The sequence below is a fragment of the Bradyrhizobium sp. 2S1 genome, from assembly GCF_011516625.5.
Classification (GTDB): Bacteria; Pseudomonadota; Alphaproteobacteria; order Rhizobiales; family Xanthobacteraceae; genus Bradyrhizobium; species Bradyrhizobium septentrionale.
The window spans coordinates 5,023,218-5,041,904 of record NZ_CP147717.1 but is presented as its reverse complement, the minus strand read 5'-3'; the positions used below and the strand labels follow the sequence as shown (position 1 = coordinate 5,041,904).

Below are 18,687 nucleotides of genomic sequence, written 5' to 3'. Positions count from 1 at the left end.
ATTGCGGCTCCTTAAGCCAGGCCCAGGGCGGCGACGATGAGGTCGATCGCCTTGATGCCGATGAACGGGATGATGATGCCGCCGAGGCCGTAGATCATCAGGTTGCGGCCGAGCAGCGCACCGGCACCGACGGCGCGATACTTGACGCCCTTCAGCGCCAGCGGGATCAGCGCGATGATGATCAGCGCGTTGAAGATGATCGCCGACAGGATCGCACTCTGCGGGCTTGCCAGCCGCATCACGTTCAGCACCTCGAGCTGCGGATAGAACGCGAGGAACATCGCCGGGATGATCGCAAAATACTTTGCGACGTCGTTGGCGATCGAGAACGTGGTGAGCGCGCCGCGGGTCATCAACAGCTGCTTTCCGATCTCGACCACCTCGATCAGCTTGGTCGGGTTGGAGTCGAGGTCGACCATGTTGCCGGCCTCGCGGGCGGCCTGCGTGCCGGTGTTCATGGCGACACCGACATCGGCCTGCGCGAGCGCCGGCGCGTCGTTGGTGCCGTCGCCGCACATCGCGACCAGCTTGCCCTTGGACTGCTCGTCGCGGATCAGCTTGAGCTTGTCCTCGGGCGTCGCCTGCGCCAGGAAGTCGTCGACGCCAGCCTCGGCCGCGATCGCGGCCGCGGTCATCGGATTGTCGCCGGTAATCATCACGGTGCGGATGCCCATGCGGCGCAATTCGGCAAAGCGCTCACGGATACCGCCCTTGACGATGTCCTTCAGATGCACGACGCCGAGCAGCTTGCCGTCCTTGGCGACGGCCAACGGCGTGCCGCCGGCCTTGGCGATCTCGTCGGCGATCGACTGGATCTCGCGCGCTTCCGCGCTCATCGTCGCCGCAACCGCGCGGACGGTGTTGCCCGATGCGACCGTGCGGGGCGAGCCGCCGTCGACATAGCTGAGGATCGCGTCCACCGCGCCCTTGCGGACCGACGAGGAGCCGGCATCGATGCCGCTCATGCGGGTCTGCGCGGTGAAGGGCACGAAGGTCGCGGCAAGCTCATGCATGTCGCGGCCGCGGATGCCGTACTTCTCCTTGGCGAGCACCACGATCGAGCGGCCTTCCGGCGTTTCGTCGGCGAGCGAAGCTAGCTGCGCCGCGTCGGCGAGGTCCTGCTCGGAGACGCCGCGGATCGGACGGAACGCCGTCGCCTGGCGGTTGCCGAGCGTGATGGTGCCGGTCTTGTCGAGCAGCAGCGTGTCGACGTCGCCGGCGGCTTCCACTGCGCGGCCGGACATCGCCAGCACGTTGAAGCGCACCAGGCGGTCCATGCCGGCGATACCGATCGCCGACAATAGCGCGCCGATCGTGGTCGGGATCAGCGTCACGAACAGCGCCACCAGCACCACGACCGAGATCGAGCCGCCGGCATAGGCCGCATAGCTCGGGATCGTCACCGTGGCGAACACGAAGATGATGGTGAGGCCGGCGAGCAGGATGTTGAGCGCGATCTCGTTCGGCGTCTTCTGCCGCTCGGCGCCCTCCACCAGCTTGATCATGCGGTCGATGAAGGTCGAACCCTGCGCCGCGGTGATGCGGACGCGAATCCAGTCCGACAGCACCTGGGTGCCGCCGGTGACTGCCGAACGGTCACCGCCGGATTCGCGGATGACCGGCGCTGACTCGCCAGTGATCGCCGCTTCATTGACCGAAGCGACGCCTTCGATCACCTCGCCGTCCGACGGGATGTTGTCGCCGGCCTCGACCAGCACGACATCGCCGACCTTCAGCGAGGTGCCCGGCACCATCCGGTAGGTCCGGTCGGTGCCGGTGAGCAGCTTGGCCTGGCTCTCGGTGCGGGTCTTCTTCAGCGATTCCGCCTGCGCCTTGCCGCGGCCTTCAGCGACCGCTTCGGCGAAGTTGGCGAACAGCACCGTGAACCAGAGCCAGAGGATGATCTGGAAGGTGAAGCCGAGATTGGCGCCGCCGGTGACGAGGTCGCGCACGAAGATCACGGTGGTCAGCGCGGCCACGACCTCGACGACGAACATCACGGGATTCTTCGCCATCAGGCGAGGATCGAGCTTGACGAAGGCCGACCAGATCGCCGGCACCAGGATCTTCGGGTCGAGCATGGTCGACGCCGTCACCTGCTTCTGCAGTTTCATGGTTTCCATGGATGTCACTCCGGACGTATCGGATCAAAACAGGGTGTTGGCGTTCATGGCGAGGTGCTCGACGATCGGCCCGAGCGCCAGCGCCGGGAAGAAGGTCAGGCCGCCGATGATCAAGATGACGCCGATGACGAGGCCGACGAACAGGCCGCCGGTGGTCGGGAACGTGCCCGCCGAGGCCGGGATCGACTTCTTCTCGACCAGCGATCCCGCGATCGCCATCGCCGGCACGATCATGAAGAAGCGGCCGACGAACATCGCAGACGCGAGCGTCAGGTTGTAGAACAAGGTGTTGCCGGTGAGGCCTCCGAACGCCGAGCCGTTATTGCCGGTCGCCGAGGTGAAGGCATAGAGCACCTCGGTGAAGCCGTGCGGGCCGGCATTGGCCATCGAGGCCACCGCCGACGGCAGCACCACGCCGACCGCGGTCCAGCCGAGATACATCAGCGGCAGCACCAGGATCGCGAGCATCGCCATCTTGACCTCGCGCGCCTCGATCTTCTTGCCGACATATTCCGGGGTGCGGCCGACCATCAGGCCGGCGACGAAGATCGCCAGCACGACGAACAGCAGCATGCCGTAGAAGCCGGCGCCGACGCCGCCGATGATGACTTCGCCGAGCTGCATGTTGATCAGCGGGATCATGCCGCCGAGCGCGGTGAAGCTGTCATGCATGGCATTGACCGCGCCGCAGGAGGCGGCGGTGGTGACGACGGCGAACAGCGAGGACGCGACGATGCCGAAGCGGACCTCCTTGCCCTCCATGTTGCCGCCCGTCAGGCCCAGCGCCTGCAGCGCCGAGGTGCCGTTGGCTTCCGCCCAATAGGTGACGACAACGCCGGCGACGAACAGGATGCCCATCACGGCGAAGATCGCCCAGCCCTGGCGCTCGTTGCCGACCATGCGGCCGAACACGTTGGTCATCGCCGCGCCAAGCGCGAAGATCGAGATCATCTGCACGAGGTTCGACAATGCGGTCGGGTTCTCGAACGGATGCGCGGCGTTGGCATTGAAGAAGCCGCCGCCGTTGGTGCCGAGCATCTTGATCGCAACCTGCGAGGCCACCGGGCCGAGCGCGATGGTCTGCTTGCCGCCTTCCAGCGTGGTGGCGTCGACATAGGCGCCGAGCGTCTGCGGCATGCCCTGCCAGACCAGGAACAGCGCATAGACGATGCAGATCGGCAGCAGCACATAGAGCGTGCAGCGCGTGACGTCGACCCAGAAATTGCCGACCGTGCGCATTGACGAGCGGGTAAAGCCGCGGATCAGCGCCATCGCGAGCGCGATGCCGGTCGCCGCCGACAGGAAGTTCTGGTGGGTCAGGCCGAGCATCTGGACCAGATAGGACAGCGTGCTCTCGCCGCCGTAGTTCTGCCAGTTGGTGTTGGTGATGAAGGAGATCGCGGTGTTGAAGGAGAGATCCTCGGCCACGGCCGACTGTCCGGCCGGGTTGAACGGCAGCACCGCCTGCAGCCGCATCAGGCCGTAGATCAGAGCGAAGCCGCCGACATGGAACAGCAGCATGGCGACCGTATAGGTGAGCCAGTGCTGCTCGCGCCGCTCGTCGACGCCGCCGACCCAGTAGATCGCGCGCTCGACCGGGCGCAGCACAGGCGAGAGGAAGGTGTGCTCGCCGTTGAACACGCGGGTCATGTACCAGCCGAGCGGTTTGACCAGCGCGATCACGATCGCGCAAAACAGAATAATTTGAATCCAGCCGATGACGGTCATTGCGTCAAGCCTTTCGAATGGGTGCGAAGCGCAGCAGCGACGCGAACAGGCCGAGCAACAGCCCGGTCAGCACCGCGTCGGCTAGCAGAATTGTGCAAAGCGCGAGCATCGCGATCGCTTAGAAGCGTTCGGGCCGCAGCAAAGCGTAGGTGAGGTAGAACAACAGGCCGAGCGAGACGAGGCCGGCGAGCGAGTAATCGAAGATCATCGCCGCCTCCCTTACAGTCGTTCGCAGGCGTAGGCGTAGCCGATGCCGGCCGCGAAGAAGCCGATCCCGAGCGCCGCCATGAGAATGTCCATCATGTGAGACTCCTATGCGTCACAGGGCACGGGCGACCGTATAAGCGCTCCGCGCCGGATGGTGGTGAGGTGCCATCCGGGGCATAGGTTTTCGAGATGTGGCGCATAAGGACGTTATAGGAATCCTATAAAGGTCACGGGCGGTTCAGGTGTCGTCCTGGCGAATGCCAGGACCCATACGCCGCGGCCTCAGGAAAGACACGCGGCTAGACATTGAGCCTGCAACCGACGGTGGTTATGGGTCCCCTGAGTTCACAAACGAAGTGCAACACTTCCTTGAGGAGGTGTTGCGATGGGGCGGAGTTACGAGCAGCTATCCCTGGACGAGCGATGCGAGATTGCCCGGCTTTCGGCCAATGGCAGCTCGGTCCGGCAAATCGCGGCAGCTCTGGATCGCTCGCCATCAACGATCTCTCGGGAGCTGACCCGCAATCGAGGCGTCCAGGTCGGCTACAAACCCAGCTATGCCCAGCAACAGATGCGAGCACGGCGCTGGACGGGCGTACGCCTCGAACGGGAGCCCGGCCTGCGCCGTGCGGTGTTGGAACGCCTGGGTCGGGGCTGGTCGCCCGAGCAGGTCGCCGGCCGGCTGGCCCGCGAACACGGCCGCAAGGTGATCTCCCACGAGACCATCTACCGCTTCATCTACGCCCAGATCCGACGCACCTCGGACTTCAGCTGGCGGCGTTATCTGCCACGCGGCAAGAGCAAGCGCGGTTACCGCGGCAAGAAGGGCGGCAGCCCCGCAAGCTTCATCGAAGGCCGTGTTTCCTTGGATCAACGGCCTATCGAGGCCGCCGATCGCAGCACTCCCGGTCATTGGGAAGCCGACCTGATGATGTTCTCCAAATACGGTCAGGCCGTCCTGACTGTGCATGAGCGCACCTCGCGCCTGCTGCTCGGCATCCGCCTCGCCAGCAAGGTTGCGCGCGGGGTCGCCCGTCATCTCGTTCGCTTGTTCGCATCCCTGCCACAGGACCTGTGCCAGACCGTCACCTTCGACAATGGCACCGAGTTCGCCTGCCACACGGCGCTGCACCGCCTCGCGATCGAGACCTTCTTCTGCGATCCGCACGCGCCCTGGCAGAAGGGCGGCATCGAGAATGCGATCGGTCGAATGCGGCGCTTCATCCCGCGCAAAACCGACCTCGCAACCCTCCCGACCCGCCGCTTCCATCAGTCCTTCAACGCCTACAACAACACCCCGCGCAAATCTCTTGACTTCCAAACTCCCGCCGAGGCCTTCTCCCAAGTGTTGCACTTCGAGTGTGAATCCACCTCCCGGCCTGCGCCAGGACGACAGGACCCGTTCCATCTTTATGGAATCCCTATATCTCCGCCCCTCGCTTCATCTCGTTTTCAAATGGCTATCCGGCCATTTTGGGCCTGCGGCCAATGCCTCGAGCCACTCCTTCTTGGGCCGCGCGTAGAACGAGATGACGTCATGTCCGTGCTATCCCAAAACTCCTCGACCGACCTCGGCGACCGGCTGCGCGACGCGTATGCGGTCACTGCCGAGTTCATGGCCGACATCATCAGCCAGACCTGCCGGCGCTTTCCCTCGGTCGGGCAGAACGGCAAGAGCGCCCGGGTCGAGCGCCTGATCCAGTCCGGCGCCTGGACCGATGCAGCGATCGCGCTGCTCGATCTCGAACTGCCGCAATGGCAGGTCCGCCGCCTGGTCTATGACGAGGGCGAATGGCATTGCGCATTGTCGCGCGAACGCGAACTTCCGGACTGGCTCGACCAGTCGATCGAAACCCACCATACCGATCTTGCGCTGGCGATCCTCAGCGCCTTCGTCGAGGCACAGCGGATCTCTGCGCCCGACAGCCGGACCAGCGTACCCACCGTCCGCCGCGACACGCGCTCGCTCTACGAGCCGCTGTTCGTCGACAATATCGGCTGACGGCGGCCCCGCCGTGAACACCAAGCAACTGCCACGGCAGCTGCAGTCGGCCCAGGTCCTGGTCCGGTTCGGCTTCCGGCTCGCCATCATGATCGGCTTCGCCGTGTTCGCCGGCACAGGCTTCGGCAAGGGCCTCGTCACGCTATTGTGGATGTCGGCGCTGATCTGCGCGCTGGCCGGGCTCGTCAAGCGCGAGATACCGTTTGCCAGAAACCTCAATCACTGGGACGAGATGATCGCCTATGTCGCGCTGTGCGCGCTCGGCACCGGCATCGTCCAGCGCCTCTGAAATCACCCCTCAAATCCTATGCCGCTCCTATGAAGTCGCTGGTCGCACGCGCTCGATTTCATATCCGGCAAATCAGACATTTGATCGCGTGACTGTGACCAAAGCGTTTTCGAGCGAAGTGGATACCGGTTCGCGTGAAGAAAACGCGTCAAAAACTAAAGAGCAAGGACTACCACCGTGAAACTCGTCGAGCCTCCCTCGTGTAGCGCAGCGTCCACCATCGTCTTCATCGGCGGCAACCACCGCGGCCAGTGGGTCGCCCAGCAACAGAACGGCCTCTATGGCGGCCTGTTCGTCAACCGCGCGCAGGCCGTCAAATACGCGCTGTTCGAGAACGGCCAGCACCCTGAAATGATCGTCGAGCTGTCGCGCGAGATCGAACTCGATATGCGCGGCGAGACCGCGAACCTCCCCGCAAGCCGCGTGGCCTGAGCCACCCCCATGACTGCGAAAGCGGTGACTGCGAAAGCGGACACGGCCGAATGGCTGTCGGGCTACATCCCCGATCTTCCGACCCCCTTCAACCATCAGGGCGAGATCGACGCCGAGGCGTTCGGCCGGCTGTGCGAGCGCCAGATCTCGGCCGGCGCGACCGCGCTGGTGGTCGGCGAGACCGCGGGCGAAAGCTCGACGCTGGAGCCTGCAGAGCGCGTGCACTTGGTTCGCATCGCAGCCGGCGTCGCGCGCAAGCGGGTCCGCATCATCGCCGGCGCCGGGTCGAACGCAACCGATCGCGCCGTCATGTTCACGCGGGCCGCGGCGGCGGCCGGCGCCGACGCCGACGCCATCATGTCGGTCGTGCCCTATTACAACAAGCCGATGCCGCAGGGCATGGCGGCGCATTTCCGCGCCATCACCGCGGCCACCACGCTGCCGGTGATCCTGCACGACATCCCGTCGCGGAGGGTGAAGGGCCTCATCGACGAGACGCTGCTCGAGCTCGCCGCAGCGCCCCGCATCGTGGGATTGCGTGACGGCGGCGGCGACGTCGCGCCCGATCTGTATGTGGCCGTCCACAGGCATTTCCGCGCGGGACGGTTGTATCAGGCGCGCGAGTTGCACCAGCGGCTGGTGCCGCTTGCGACCCTGCTGGAGCGCGAGCATCCCGCCGCCTTGAAATTCGCGCTGGCGCTGCTCGGGTTCATGCAGCCGGCGACGCGGCTGCCGATCGTCCAACTCAACGGATCGGCGAAAGCCGAGCTCGCGCAGGCGATGGCCGAGCTTGCCAACGAATATATTGCCGACGCGGCACCGCTATCGGATGAATGACGATCACGCGTAGATGGGAGGCGCGGACACACCAAATGAGTGCCAATTCAATCCGGCAGGGCTGCCCGCGAGGAGATTTTAGCGGTGCCGCGAACAATTTCGAGTGCAAGATCAAGATGGATCTCCTTGATCGCCGCTGACGATTCCGCCGCGTTGCCGACCGGCTTGCCATTGACGCTGAGGATGATGTCACCGACGCGCAATCCCGCGGCCTGAGCAGGGCTGTCTGCGAACACCTCGATCACCTCGGCACCGCGGGCTGCCGGCAGGTCATGGATCTTGGCAATTTCGGGCAAGACGTCACGCATCTGCGCGCCGAACCGGTACGGGACCAACGACGGTGTACCCGACGACGATGTCGGCGCTCCATCGCCAATTTCGGCTTTCGCAGCGTCGCGCAGCAAATCGCCCAGCAGCGGCACACGGATCAGCCGGGTCTCGTCCAGACCACCCACCACCAGCATGCGACCATCTGGCGAGAACTGGAGGCTGGTCTTCACGCAGTCATGCTGAATAGGAATCTGCGCCAGGATTTCACGCGCACCGACGTGCCAGAGGCGAAGTAAATCTCCTGACCCGATTGTCGCTAGAATTGCACCGTCGGGAGATAGCGCCGCATTGACGCTCTCCTCAGGCTCGCCAGCATAGAACGTCCGGACCGAGTTTGTGTTGAGCGAATAAAGATCAACATACCCCTTTCTGTCGATCGCCAACATCAGCGACGGGTCAGTCGTCGACTTCAGCGTAACCGCCGAATAGGCGCTATATTCGCGCGGCAACGACGGCGATGGCACAGCCTTGCCGGCCGCGATATCCCAGTTCGAGAACATTCCCTTGTCGGTCACAAGCAGAAGCCGCTTCGCGTCGGCGGAAAACTCTGCATCCGCAATCGTGTTGTCGTCCCAGTTCAATTCGGTCAGTCTCGAACCATCACTCACTCGATAGACCCGGACATAGTTGTCGGGGCTGCGTATCGCTACGAATGCGCCGCTCGGATCAAGCTTCTCGGTCCAACGGTTGAACGAAGACCGCCTGGACCATTCGACGGCAAATGAAGTCAGGTACTTGCCACTGCCCGTATCCCGCAACGTTACCCGACTACTCTTTTCATAAATCAGCAGCCTTGCCGGGTCGGCGGCAAAACGCAGCCAGAACGGCTTTTGCCGAAGCGACGCGACGAGCTTGGGTGCTCCGTTCGCCACGTCGAGTGACCAGATCTTTTGGTCATTTGTCATGACGGCCAGCGCGCGCCCGGTAAGATCCCAGTCGATTTGCGAGATCGGATTGTCGAACTCGACTTCGCGTTCGAGCGCGCCAGTCCGTCCGTTGCGCAGCGACAACCTATTTTGCTGCACCGACGCGAGCCCGCCAGTCCGGTCTGCCACGGCGGTCATTGCCACAGCATCCAGTTCGCCGATCACCGTCCTTCGCGGGACATCGACAAGACGTACGGAACCGACTCCGCCACCTGCGACGCGGACAAACAATTCTGCACGCTCGCCCGACTGGCCGTAGCCGAAATAGGCTTCCTGTCCTGCTCCGATGGGCATCGAAGCAACCTTCTCGGCAGGATCCAGCGCGAACAGGCTGATCTCTTCCGATTCCGTTATCACGACGCTCTTCTCGTCGGGAGCGAGTTGCAGGCCGACAACCCTCCGGCCCGCATGAAATTGCTGCCAGACGATCCTCCCCTCGCTCACATTCAGGATCGCCGCACCTCCCGAGGCCATCAGCAGTGGGATATGCCTGCCTTCGAGCGAGGCGCCACCCAGGGGATCGACCCGGTCGAGGCCTGCAAGCTCGTAGATGCGAGCGCCGGTGCGGGTATCCCAAACGTCCAGTTGACCCGTCTCATCGACGGTCACGAGGCGATCGTCGGATGCTGAAAATCTCCAGCGACGCAGGTTGCTCTGGAGCGACACTCGAACCGGCGGCACGTCTTCATCAACCTGCAGGATTTCGAGGTCGCGGGCCGCTCGCTCCACTGCGACCACTTTCCCGCCTAGCCCTACATAAACGCCCTGGCCCATTTCCGACTCCGCGAAGGCCCTGATCAAGCTGCCGTTCTCAGCGTCGAATATCTTGATCCTCTCTTTTTGTCACGCCATTCTCGCGTAACAATCCGACGGTTGTCGTCGCTGAACTGGGCAAGCGATCCTTCGAACTCGCCATCGGGGATGGTCGCGATTTTTTCGGCTGCGTCGAGATTCCACAGCGTTCGCGGCGCGCCGATGCTATCAACCAGCATTCTGCGCCGGTCAGTCGACATCAGGAGCCTGCTCGCACCAACAGCAGCACCGGCGATCGATCCGATCTCCTTTCCGGTCGAGCACTGCACCAGTGATGGGCGATTGTCGCTGTCGCCGAGAAGGACCCGGTCGCGCTCGGTCAGCCTCGCTGCCGCGCTCTCATCATCATAAGGAGCGACAGGGCGGTCGAATCCCGCGATCCTTTCGCCGTTGGAGAGATTCCATACTGAGCTCGTATATTCGCGCCAACGCGGCTGGGTCACAAATATCGTACACCCGCTTTCCGGCACATAAAGAAGCCTTGCGTCGCGTCCGTCCTGTGTCACCGACAACAGCTCCTTGCCAGATTTGGCATTCCATATCTCTGCGAAGGACCTTGAATCATCGCCGTTGTAATCTACGGCAGCGAGGCCAAGCGTAGCTCCGTCGTCACCGAGGAACTTCACATCAAATGAGCGGGCCTCGCCTCTCGTGACGAGGAGCCGAGTGGCCTTTCCGCTTTGCGAGTCGATGATCGCGACGGCGCGCGCCCTGCCCTCGCCAAGCTCGATCGCAGCCGCATCTGCGGCCACCTCTCTGGCAAGATCAGTCAATATCTTCGACGCGTCCTTCCGCGCTTCCCCACTATCGCCCGAATATTCGCGCTTGATCGCAAGCCACCTGCCCGAGGGCGAGAACGGCCCCGGCGCTGCCCCATCTCGAACAAAGGCCTTGACCGCTTCGCTGCCTACCGGCTTCCGGTCCAGGACGCTCCAAAGACCAGTTCCGGGATCATCGCCGGCAGCCTTCGTATCAGTGGAAGCTTCAACAGTCGCGACCTTGCTCTGCAGATTGATGGATTTGATCCGCTGGCTCGGAGGTTGAACGTCGAGTACCGCGCCGGACGCACGCACATCCCAGACTCGCGCGACGGCATCCCCATAGGTGATCATGTGCCGTCCATCCGGCGAGAACGTGATGCCTCGAACCCGCTCATTGTGACCGAGGAAAACGCCGATCGGATCGGCGGAATCGATCGGCCACGCGCGCACGGAGAAGTCGGCGCACGCGGCCGCGATCAGCGTGCCATCAGGGCTGATGGCCATTTCGGCTATGTCGGCGGGCAGTTCACGTTTCGCGATGAGGCTCCAGTCCGAGCGCGAATACGTTGCGAGATTCCGCTTGCTGACTGGAAAAGTAATCTTGTCTCCGCTGGGAGTCAGCAGTGGCCCGCGTGAGGAAACATATTCCGAGCTCTTCTCGAAGGGTTGGCTGCTCTTGACCGTCGCGGTATTGAGATCAACTAGATAAACATGCTGCTTTCCAACCAGCACCGCGTCTCCGGTATCGCTGACGAAGGCCGCCCCATCGATCGGCTCATTCCCCTCTGCACCCGGCAACTCAAGCCGTCGAACGCCGGACCTTGCCCCAACCGAACTTACCACAAGAGACCCGGTTGACAGATCCCAGGCAAGGACGGCGTTATCGCGAACAAAGAGCAGCAAGCGACCATCGGGGCTGATCGCAGCCGCTCGGGGCAATCCAACGCCCAAACTGGGATGACCCTCGACGAACCGGACGTTGCCGCTCTCATCGTTGAGATCGATAATGGCGGGCCGTCCCTCCAATTGCTGGCTGAGAACGACAGCCCTGGATCCATCTCGTGTCAGCAAGACCTTGTTCGGCAGCGCCCTGAGCCGCAGCACGCGCATCACCTTGCCCGAAGCACCGTCCTTCACGACGAGAGACGGCGGGTCCTGATAGGCCACAACCAGACGCGACCCGTCGGCGCTGGCGGCGATCGCCATCACCGCCCGCCGACGCTCGTTGCCGGACGTCACCTCCTGGTTGGTCTTCGCATCGTAAGTTTTGAAGAAGCCGTCGCGCGTTCCGAGCGCGAATTGGGATCCGTCGCGGTTGTAGACGACGTCGTTGACCCAGTCGTTGCTAGGTTTGATGGCCGCCTGCGGCCGATTGGCGAGAAACGCCTTCGCCAGGGCATAGTCGGCCCTGGCGACGTATGGCCGGTCCAGATTCGCAGGGTCGCGCGGAAGCGCCGCAAGTGCGGTATGCATTGCGCCCAGGACGTCTCCGTTTGCAGTCTGACGGAGCGACTGATCGGCAAGCGAGATGGATTCCTGGATTTGCGCCCTGGCTTGCGCGCGATAGGCGCGCGCTTCATTGACCTCCGCTCGTTTCGCGTTCTCGTCTGCCTGATCCCTCGCCTGGCGGAAACTGTCGGCGCTGCGCTCGGCTTCCTCCTTGTTGACCCGAGCCACTTCGGCTTCGCGCCTGGCGCTGGCCCATTGCGTCGCGGCTAGGAGCCCGTCCAGATATGTTTTCGTGACGGGCATTTGTTGTAGAGTAGCAGGCTCAGGCTGCGTTTGCGAGGTTGAACAGCTTGAGGAGGTTATGGACGGTGCAGATCATTGTCCACTCGGCGCGCACTTTCTCGATGCCCCGCAACAGGAACTGGCGGAAGCCTCTTGCCTGTTTGATCTGCCCGAACACCGGCTCCACCACTTGCTTTCGCAATCGGTAGGGTGTTTCGAAGCCGCCATCGTCGATCTTCTTTCGCATGGCCTGTGTCAGCGGGCCGCCGACTTTTCCGTTCGCTACTGTCGGGTGCTTGGCGCGTCCGGGCGCGACATAGCCATCGATGCTGCGTGTGTCGAGCGCTTCGAGATTGGCTTCGCTGCAGTAGCCGGAATCCGCTGAGGCCTGCCGCGGCTTGCGGCCAAGATTGCTCTCGATGGCCTCGATCAGGGGCACCAACTGGCCCTGATCGCTGCCGTGCTGGGTCAGTTCTTGCGCGACAATGATCTGGGCATGTGCATCGACGGCCGCCTGGGCATTATAGGCCTGAACGAAGCCATCCTTCGACTTCATGATGCGGCTTTCCGGATCGGTGAAGTTGCGTTGCGCCTTGGGATTGGGTTCCTCCGATGGCAGCGCCGCCGGTTTGCCCGGCTTCTTGCGGCCTTCGGCCTGGCGCTGCTGTTCCTTTTCGGCCTCGATGCGGCGCTCTTCCTCCGCCGCCAGTTTGGCGTCCGCTTCCAGCGCCGCCATCGCTTGCTGGATCTTCGCCAGCCGTTTCTGCTTGTCGACGGTCCAGTCCGGCAGTTCGTCGCTGTTGCCGAAAGTCTCATCCTCCGAGGCATCCGCCGCCTCGGCGGCCGCCAGTATGCGAGCGACCTCGGCCTTCAATTCCGCCTCGCGCTTCTTCATGCGCTCATAACTCATCGCCTTGTGTTTCGACGCGTTCGCCTTGATCTTCGTACCATCCAGCGCGACATGACCGAGCTTGACCAGCCCGGCCGTCTCGCACAACTTCAGAACCTGCACGAATAGCGCGCCGAGCGCCTTCAAATGTCGCTTGCGAAAGTCGCTGATCGTCCGAAAATCCGGCGCATCCAGCGCCACGATCATCACAAAATCGTTCCGCTCCCGGCAGGCCTTGGCAATCCGACGCGACGAATACAGCCCACTCGCATAGCTATGCAGCAGCAGCGCCACCATCATCCGCGGATCAAACGGCGGCTGCCCAAGCCCGCTCACATAGCTGCCCATGATCTCCCTGAGATCGAGGCTCTCCCGCACCAGATCAACCATAAACCGCGAGACATGGCCTTTCGGCACGAAGTCCTGCACATTCGGCGGCAGAAGCAGCGTCTGATCGATGTTCCAAGGCCGAAAATACTTGCTCATCGCCCAATGTTGAATCAGACCCGACCAGATTTGAACAGCGACTATCCAGACAAGCTCTTAGATTGGACATTCAGTCAGGCTAATCAAAAGAGGTTCTCGGGCGCCAGGCATTTGCGCGGGACGCCGACCGTCAGACCTCCATCGATGACGACCTCCGAACCGGTAAGGTAGCTGGACTCGTCGCTGAGGAGGAACAAGACGACCTGCGATACTTCCTGCGGCTCGGCTGCCCGCCCGAGTGGAACGGGGAAAAGGGAGGACTCGAAGCTCTCGGTCATCGGGTGGCAATGAAGCCGGGATGGATCGAGTTGATGCGGACTCCCGAGGCCGCGGCTTCCAGTGCAGCGGACTTGGTTATGCCCCGCACGCCGAACTTCGAAGCGACATAGGCGTGGAGTCCGGCACTGCCCCGCAGCCCCTCGACGGACGAGACGTTGACGATCGAACCTCCGCCCGCGCGCCGGATGGCCGGTAGGGCTGCCTGCATTCCGAGGAATACGCCGGTTAGATTGACGGCAAGGGTCTTGTTCCACTGATCGAGCGAGAACTGCTCAATAGGGGCTATGTTGGCGATCGCGGCGTTGTTGACCAGCCCGTGGAGCGCGCCGAAGCGCCCTTCGGCGCTTGCGACCGCCTCGGCCCACTGCTTCGGCTGGGTAACGTCCTGAGGCATATAGATGGTCGAATTGCCAAGTTGAGCCGCGAGAGCCTCTCCTTCCGTATGAAGAATATCAGTGATCACGACCCTGGCCCCCTCAGCCACCAGCAGGCGCGCATTAGCTGCCCCCATTCCGCGAGCCCCGCCGGTCGCCAGAATGACCTTGTCGTTCACACGTCCCATAGTCGTCGACTCGTTCCGTTGATCAATGGCGGTGCAGCGTCTTCCAGGCGTCGAAGAGAACGCGAGGGTCATGCTGGCCCTTGTAAAGGGGTGAGACCGAACGTTGGACATCGAGCAAGCCGAAAACGGCGGTCTGCGCCGCGCGCACGGAATATTCAACGGTAAAGACAACGTCGGCGGGAATCTCGCAGAACTGGCCGATGAAGGCGAGGTTGCGCGATCCCTTCGGGATCACCCTCGGTCGGTCATGACGCGCGGCATGAACTGGGCGGTAATGTAAGGCATCATCGCCGTAATGACGCGCGACGTGTCGAGAATGAACGGAATACTCTCTGTGAATCGCAGGTGCGAAAGCAATTCGATGAGAATTTCACGCCCCGTGCACTCCGACATGGGCTTATGCACGAAGTTACCCGGCTTGTCCGGGTAGAGCCCATAGCCCCACCACACCCACACATTCTTCGGCTGTTCGTAAAAGTGCGGTTGCCGATTAAGGACAATGGTCAGGAGCCAATTGGAGTCTTTAATTGTTACCAATCCGCCTTTGCCGGCCTTACTGCCGGAGAAGGCTTCTAGCCGGTCGAAGAAGCTCGAGTCGTCCGCGGTGACTGTGAACGATTCCCATTTGGACTGATCGATCTTGGAAGCGAAGGCGGCGGGGCGGCCGAAATCCGGACTCTTGGCAGCCAGGCGCTCCCAAAGTTTCCACGCCCCTCCGGTTCGCTCCGTATTCAGCACGGGAACCGTGTCCATCGAACCGTAACTCGTATCGGATGTCATTGACCCGTTGGTCACTAACACAAGATCCCGTTCGGCCAGATCGATGGTGCGATCTTTGCCGCCATGCCGATAGCGCAAACGCGTCGCGGTCTTCTTCCCGCCTTCGGTGACAATATCAACATCGGTCACTTCCGTCCCCATCTCCAGCCGCACGCCCCGCGCCGTCAACCATGCGACGATCGGACGGACCATGGCGTCGAACTGGTTGAACTGGGTGCGGTAGATTCCCGCTAAAGTGTCGATCGTCGAGAACAGATGCAGGAAGCGCAGACAGTATCGCTTGAACTCGACGGCGCTGTGCCATGGCGCAAATGCAAAGGTTGTGGACCAGATGAACCAGAAATTGCTGCGGAAAAAGTGGGGTTCGAACCAGTCCTGGATCGTCCTGACGTCGAGCACCGATTCTGGAGCCGCGCAAAGCGCGATCAGGTCGAGCCGATCTTTCTCACTGAACCCCGGATCGGAGACGTCGACGATCTGCCCTCCCGAAACCAAGCGCGCCTTGTCGTTCCAAAAGAACTCCTGATGGAACTCCATCAATTCGTCCTTCGCCGATTTGGTCTCGTCGGCAATCGAGGGAATGAAGGATAACAAGTCGCAGGTACAGTTGAACTTTTCCTCGAACATGCGCCCGCCGCGCATGACATATCCGTCCTTCGGATCGCCATGTGCGTCGAGGCTTTCGCCGAACTGCTCCATTTGCTCGAACAGGACGACATTCGGGCCGGATAGCCCGCCCTCCTTGACGAGGTAAGCCGCTGCGGCCAGGGCGGCGATGCCTGTTCCGACCAAATAGGCCTTGCGAGGAGCCGCCTGCTTCGGTGGATTAAGGCGAGAAACGAGAGAAGCAGAGGACATAAAGTTCTCCAGCATGTAGCGGTTGGAATGTCTATGCAATCGGCGCGCCGATGGGGCCGTGCAAAACAATATGATCGCGAAGCACAGCTCCCGGACTGCATAATCAACAAGCGCCAGAAGCCCTTCGGGGTGCACAGCCACATGCAGTCGCCGTCGAGCGCCTGACCATAAGCAGCAACGGCGCCGCGATCATCGAATTGGATCAAGCCATACCAGCAGCGGCTGCGCGGCGCGCAAAAGCTGATTGCGGGCTTTGCTTGAAGACGGAATGGGAGCGTCGTCATGTCGGGCTGACAACCATCGCCGTCTTCAACCAGACAAGACAGAAAGCAACCGGACAAGACGGAAATTGAGACGGTGCCAGTTGTCGCTTTTGCCGAAGTCGACCATACGTCAGTACGAAGATGCCCAAGGCGACCTTACAAGGTGCTTGGCCAGCGGCCGGGTTGAGTTCGAGCGCAAGCACGTACCGGTCCTTGGCGCATCGCTAAAGTCTTTCGGGATGGCGCCACACTTCTGAACCAGGGTCCGTGCTACCTCCTATCTCATCTGTGAGGCGCTCCATACCCTGAGAGCCCGGGCTGTGAGGCTGGCGTTCGCCAGTTCTCTCCAGGACTTCCGTACTTCCATCCAACGGATTTTTCGAGCGGGCAAGGTATCAAGCAGTTTTCGGGCAATTGGTACAAACCGCACAGCTTCCGAGTTCGGGTCGCGCTTGGTATCTTCGAGAATTTTGAGAGCGGCCGCTTCGGACCGTCTCCAGCCCGACTCGGTGAACCTGCTCTCCGCGAAATACTCAAAACAGGTCCGGAACCTCAAAGCGCGGCCGATGATCGTATGGGCTGGCAATCCCGCCTCGCTCAGCCACCTCCGAAGATGGTCACACCACCCTTTGCTGCTGCATTCGAGAAGACCACCACCTTCCAAGACCAGAAGCGCTGCCATGCCAGCGATCTCGCATCGTACCTCCTCATTCTGGCCTTCGAACCAGTTCCGGATTGCATGCAGTGGCGTCACCGGCCGATTCACAACCGATACCTGTGCCGTGCCGGCGCGATAGAACGGAACCACGTTTTCCAGCGATGGTAGGCGCGGCCACGGCCTCCCTTCTGAGTCCCACAAGACCCAGCGCTGAGCGATCCTCTTTGCCTCGTCGGGCGACCTGCTTCGCCAAAGCTCTTTGAGCGCCTCATTGACGTAATATGAGACGTCAGCTTTCAGACCGCATGTACGTGCTATTGCTGCGAGGCGACCGGCGTCAATGAGCCGCGCCGCGAAATTGTTCTCCGCGTTCATTTGCCGACGTGCTAAGTGGTTCGCTGCTCAGTTCCGATCATCAACCTTCAGAAGGTACCACAATCTCCAACTTGTCATACCCACCTCATTCGGTACGGCGTGGACGTATGCAAAGCCAATGGAATTGGGCTGGCTGGGCCTTCGCGCTCTTATTGATTTTCGGAGAAGTCACTGACGGCGAAAAGGACAATCCACTTTCAGGCTATGAAGTGCCACTTGGACTTTGCCAAAAAATCCTGGTCGAAGTCGTTCCGCGAGGGATCGAAGATGCTGGATCGTCTCAAAACACAGCCACCCTCTGCGGTGAGGTAAGCTATCCACGCATCGCCGCACGAAGGGGAAGATTCCGCCCTCCCGACCTCGTCGGCCCGCGTCCGTCAAAAAACTTGGGCTTCTCAGAATGCAAAGTCCCCGCTGCTGTCCCGCTCAGAACTGAACGCCGTGCCGAATTCGGTTGCTACGATACAGCGCCGCCTCAGGAGCGCGTTGGTTGGGCGTATAGCTAGGACGACTACACACTCATCGAAGCCAAAGCAGATTGCGGCGAGGTGGACAAACGCGAGGAAGTTCGGCCCGTCGGTCGAATCGCGTAGCGAAGCGGCGGAAGTGTTTTGAGCTTGTTGAGCAGCGCTCGATGCGGTTTCTCAGCTTGTAGATCGTTTCGTCGCGGGGGATCGGGACCTTGCGAGAGCGGCTGAGGAAATCTCTGCTTGGGAGTTCCTGTCTGCGATGGTTTTGCGCAGACGTCGTTGTAGTCATAGGCCCTGTCGGCTAGCACGGCCCCGGCCTCAAAGCCTTCGAGCAGGGCTTTCGTAGTGAGATTGCCATGTCGTTGACCGGCCATGAGCATGTAAGCGGACGACCGAGGCCGTTGCAGAGCATGTGGATCTTGGTCGTCAAACCACCTCCGGAGCGCCCGAGTTCTTGAGTTTTGGCCCCCTTCTCCGCTCGCGGCCTGCTGGTGGACGCGAACCAGAGTGGTGTCGAGCATCAGGTATTTATTGTCGCGATCCCGGATCAGTTCGGCAAACACTTTCTCCCACACGCCGCTTTGGCCCAGCGGGAAACCGCGCAGGCACGCTGTTCCACTTGCCATAGCGCTCCGGCAGGTGCAGGTGCTGCCAGTTAGGCGCCGGACCGCGGAACCCACAACCCCGTTCACGAACAGACGGTTGTCGACACCGCTGCGGTCGGGATCACCCACCTTGCCCGCCAGCATCTGCCCGAGGATCGATAGAACGCGCTGTCCAGGCGCCGGATCACGCAATTGAATGGGCGATTGCGGCCGACGTCATGAATCTTCTTCGACTCTTCCTCGACCGGCTGCGCGACTCCCGAGAACCGTCCCGGTTAAACCG

Annotated in this window: 13 protein-coding genes and 2 pseudogenes; 4 read left to right on the top strand and 11 right to left on the bottom strand. The window is 61.9% G+C overall.

Annotated features, from left to right (window positions below; translation table 11 throughout):
• Nucleotides 1–11: 11 nt before the first annotated feature.
• The 3 genes from kdpB to HAP54_RS23800 all read right to left on the bottom strand — a co-directional run bounded on the left by kdpB (nt 12) and on the right by HAP54_RS23800 (nt 4,059).
• On the bottom strand, nt 12–2,123 hold the full coding sequence (gene kdpB / locus HAP54_RS23810; RefSeq protein ID WP_166304069.1) for a potassium-transporting ATPase subunit KdpB: 2,112 nt from the start codon (nt 2,121–2,123) through the stop codon (nt 12–14).
• A gap of 24 nt (nt 2,124–2,147) precedes the next feature.
• Nucleotides 2,148–3,851 carry a potassium-transporting ATPase subunit KdpA gene (gene kdpA / locus HAP54_RS23805; protein WP_166304067.1) on the bottom strand — a complete coding sequence of 568 codons (1,704 nt, stop codon included), beginning with the start codon at nt 3,849–3,851 and terminating at the stop codon, nt 2,148–2,150.
• A gap of 118 nt (nt 3,852–3,969) precedes the next feature.
• Nucleotides 3,970–4,059, bottom strand: coding sequence for a K(+)-transporting ATPase subunit F (locus HAP54_RS23800; RefSeq protein WP_016846764.1), 90 nt, complete (start codon nt 4,057–4,059; stop codon nt 3,970–3,972).
• A 384-nt stretch (nt 4,060–4,443) separates the two neighbouring features.
• Between HAP54_RS23800 and HAP54_RS52810 the strand changes: the two are divergent.
• The 4 genes and pseudogenes from HAP54_RS52810 to HAP54_RS23780 all read left to right on the top strand — a co-directional run.
• Nucleotides 4,444–5,430, top strand: a pseudogene (locus HAP54_RS52810) (IS30 family transposase); the annotation flags it as partial.
• Between the two features lie 643 nt (nt 5,431–6,073).
• Nucleotides 6,074–6,349, top strand: a complete 276-nt coding sequence (locus HAP54_RS23790; protein WP_166304065.1) for a hypothetical protein — start codon at nt 6,074–6,076, stop codon at nt 6,347–6,349.
• 177 nt (nt 6,350–6,526) lie between these two features.
• Complete coding sequence (locus tag HAP54_RS23785) at nt 6,527–6,781, top strand: hypothetical protein (RefSeq protein WP_166304064.1); 255 nt, start codon at nt 6,527–6,529, stop codon at nt 6,779–6,781.
• 9 nt (nt 6,782–6,790) lie between these two features.
• Nucleotides 6,791–7,618 carry a dihydrodipicolinate synthase family protein gene (locus tag HAP54_RS23780; protein ID WP_166304062.1) on the top strand — a complete coding sequence of 276 codons (828 nt, stop codon included), beginning with the start codon at nt 6,791–6,793 and terminating at the stop codon, nt 7,616–7,618.
• A 47-nt stretch (nt 7,619–7,665) separates the two neighbouring features.
• On the opposite strand, the gene HAP54_RS23775 is transcribed toward HAP54_RS23780, so the two are convergent.
• From HAP54_RS23775 to HAP54_RS23740, 8 genes and pseudogenes are all read right to left on the bottom strand, one after another.
• A complete protein-coding gene (locus HAP54_RS23775; protein WP_166304060.1) occupies nt 7,666–9,675 on the bottom strand; it encodes a PDZ domain-containing protein in 2,010 nt (669 codons plus the stop codon).
• Nucleotides 9,672–12,125 (bottom strand): WD40 repeat domain-containing protein, encoded by a 2,454-nt coding sequence (locus HAP54_RS23770; RefSeq protein WP_166304058.1) that lies wholly within the window; start codon nt 12,123–12,125, stop codon nt 9,672–9,674. Before HAP54_RS23770 ends, HAP54_RS23775 begins: the two co-directional genes overlap by 4 nt.
• Before the next feature lie 94 nt (nt 12,126–12,219).
• Nucleotides 12,220–13,554, bottom strand: a complete 1,335-nt coding sequence (locus HAP54_RS23765; RefSeq protein WP_166304056.1) for an IS1182 family transposase — start codon at nt 13,552–13,554, stop codon at nt 12,220–12,222.
• An 83-nt stretch (nt 13,555–13,637) separates the two neighbouring features.
• Nucleotides 13,638–13,832, bottom strand: a complete 195-nt coding sequence (locus tag HAP54_RS23760; RefSeq protein WP_224496609.1) for an SDR family oxidoreductase — start codon at nt 13,830–13,832, stop codon at nt 13,638–13,640.
• Entirely contained in the window at nt 13,829–14,386 is a 558-nt protein-coding gene (locus HAP54_RS23755; RefSeq protein ID WP_312022819.1) for an SDR family NAD(P)-dependent oxidoreductase, read from the bottom strand. The genes HAP54_RS23760 and HAP54_RS23755 overlap by 4 nt, the downstream gene beginning before the upstream one ends.
• A 31-nt stretch (nt 14,387–14,417) precedes the next feature.
• Nucleotides 14,418–16,033 (bottom strand): annotated as a pseudogene (locus HAP54_RS23750) (oleate hydratase).
• A 540-nt stretch (nt 16,034–16,573) separates the two neighbouring features.
• Nucleotides 16,574–17,329, bottom strand: coding sequence for a hypothetical protein (locus tag HAP54_RS23745; RefSeq protein ID WP_165128139.1), 756 nt, complete (start codon nt 17,327–17,329; stop codon nt 16,574–16,576).
• A 511-nt stretch (nt 17,330–17,840) separates the two neighbouring features.
• Nucleotides 17,841–18,548 carry a hypothetical protein gene (locus HAP54_RS23740; protein WP_371261263.1) on the bottom strand — a complete coding sequence of 236 codons (708 nt, stop codon included), beginning with the start codon at nt 18,546–18,548 and terminating at the stop codon, nt 17,841–17,843.
• Nucleotides 18,549–18,687: the final 139 nt, after the last annotated feature.

Bases quoted from the DNA above. Each gene is read 5' to 3' on its own strand.
- HAP54_RS23780 (WP_166304062.1), top strand. From the start codon at position 6,791: ATGACTGCGAAAGCGGTGACTGCGAAAGCGGACACGGCCGAATGGCTG.
- HAP54_RS23765 (WP_166304056.1), bottom strand. From the start codon at position 13,554: ATGAGCAAGTATTTTCGGCCTTGGAACATCGATCAGACGCTGCTTCTG.
- HAP54_RS23745 (WP_165128139.1), bottom strand. From the start codon at position 17,329: ATGAACGCGGAGAACAATTTCGCGGCGCGGCTCATTGACGCCGGTCGC.
- kdpA (WP_166304067.1), bottom strand. From the start codon at position 3,851: ATGACCGTCATCGGCTGGATTCAAATTATTCTGTTTTGCGCGATCGTG.
- kdpB (WP_166304069.1), bottom strand. From the start codon at position 2,123: ATGGAAACCATGAAACTGCAGAAGCAGGTGACGGCGTCGACCATGCTC.
- HAP54_RS23760 (WP_224496609.1), bottom strand. From the start codon at position 13,832: ATGACCGAGAGCTTCGAGTCCTCCCTTTTCCCCGTTCCACTCGGGCGG.
- HAP54_RS23800 (WP_016846764.1), bottom strand. From the start codon at position 4,059: ATGATCTTCGATTACTCGCTCGCCGGCCTCGTCTCGCTCGGCCTGTTG.
- HAP54_RS23740 (WP_371261263.1), bottom strand. From the start codon at position 18,548: ATGCTGGCGGGCAAGGTGGGTGATCCCGACCGCAGCGGTGTCGACAAC.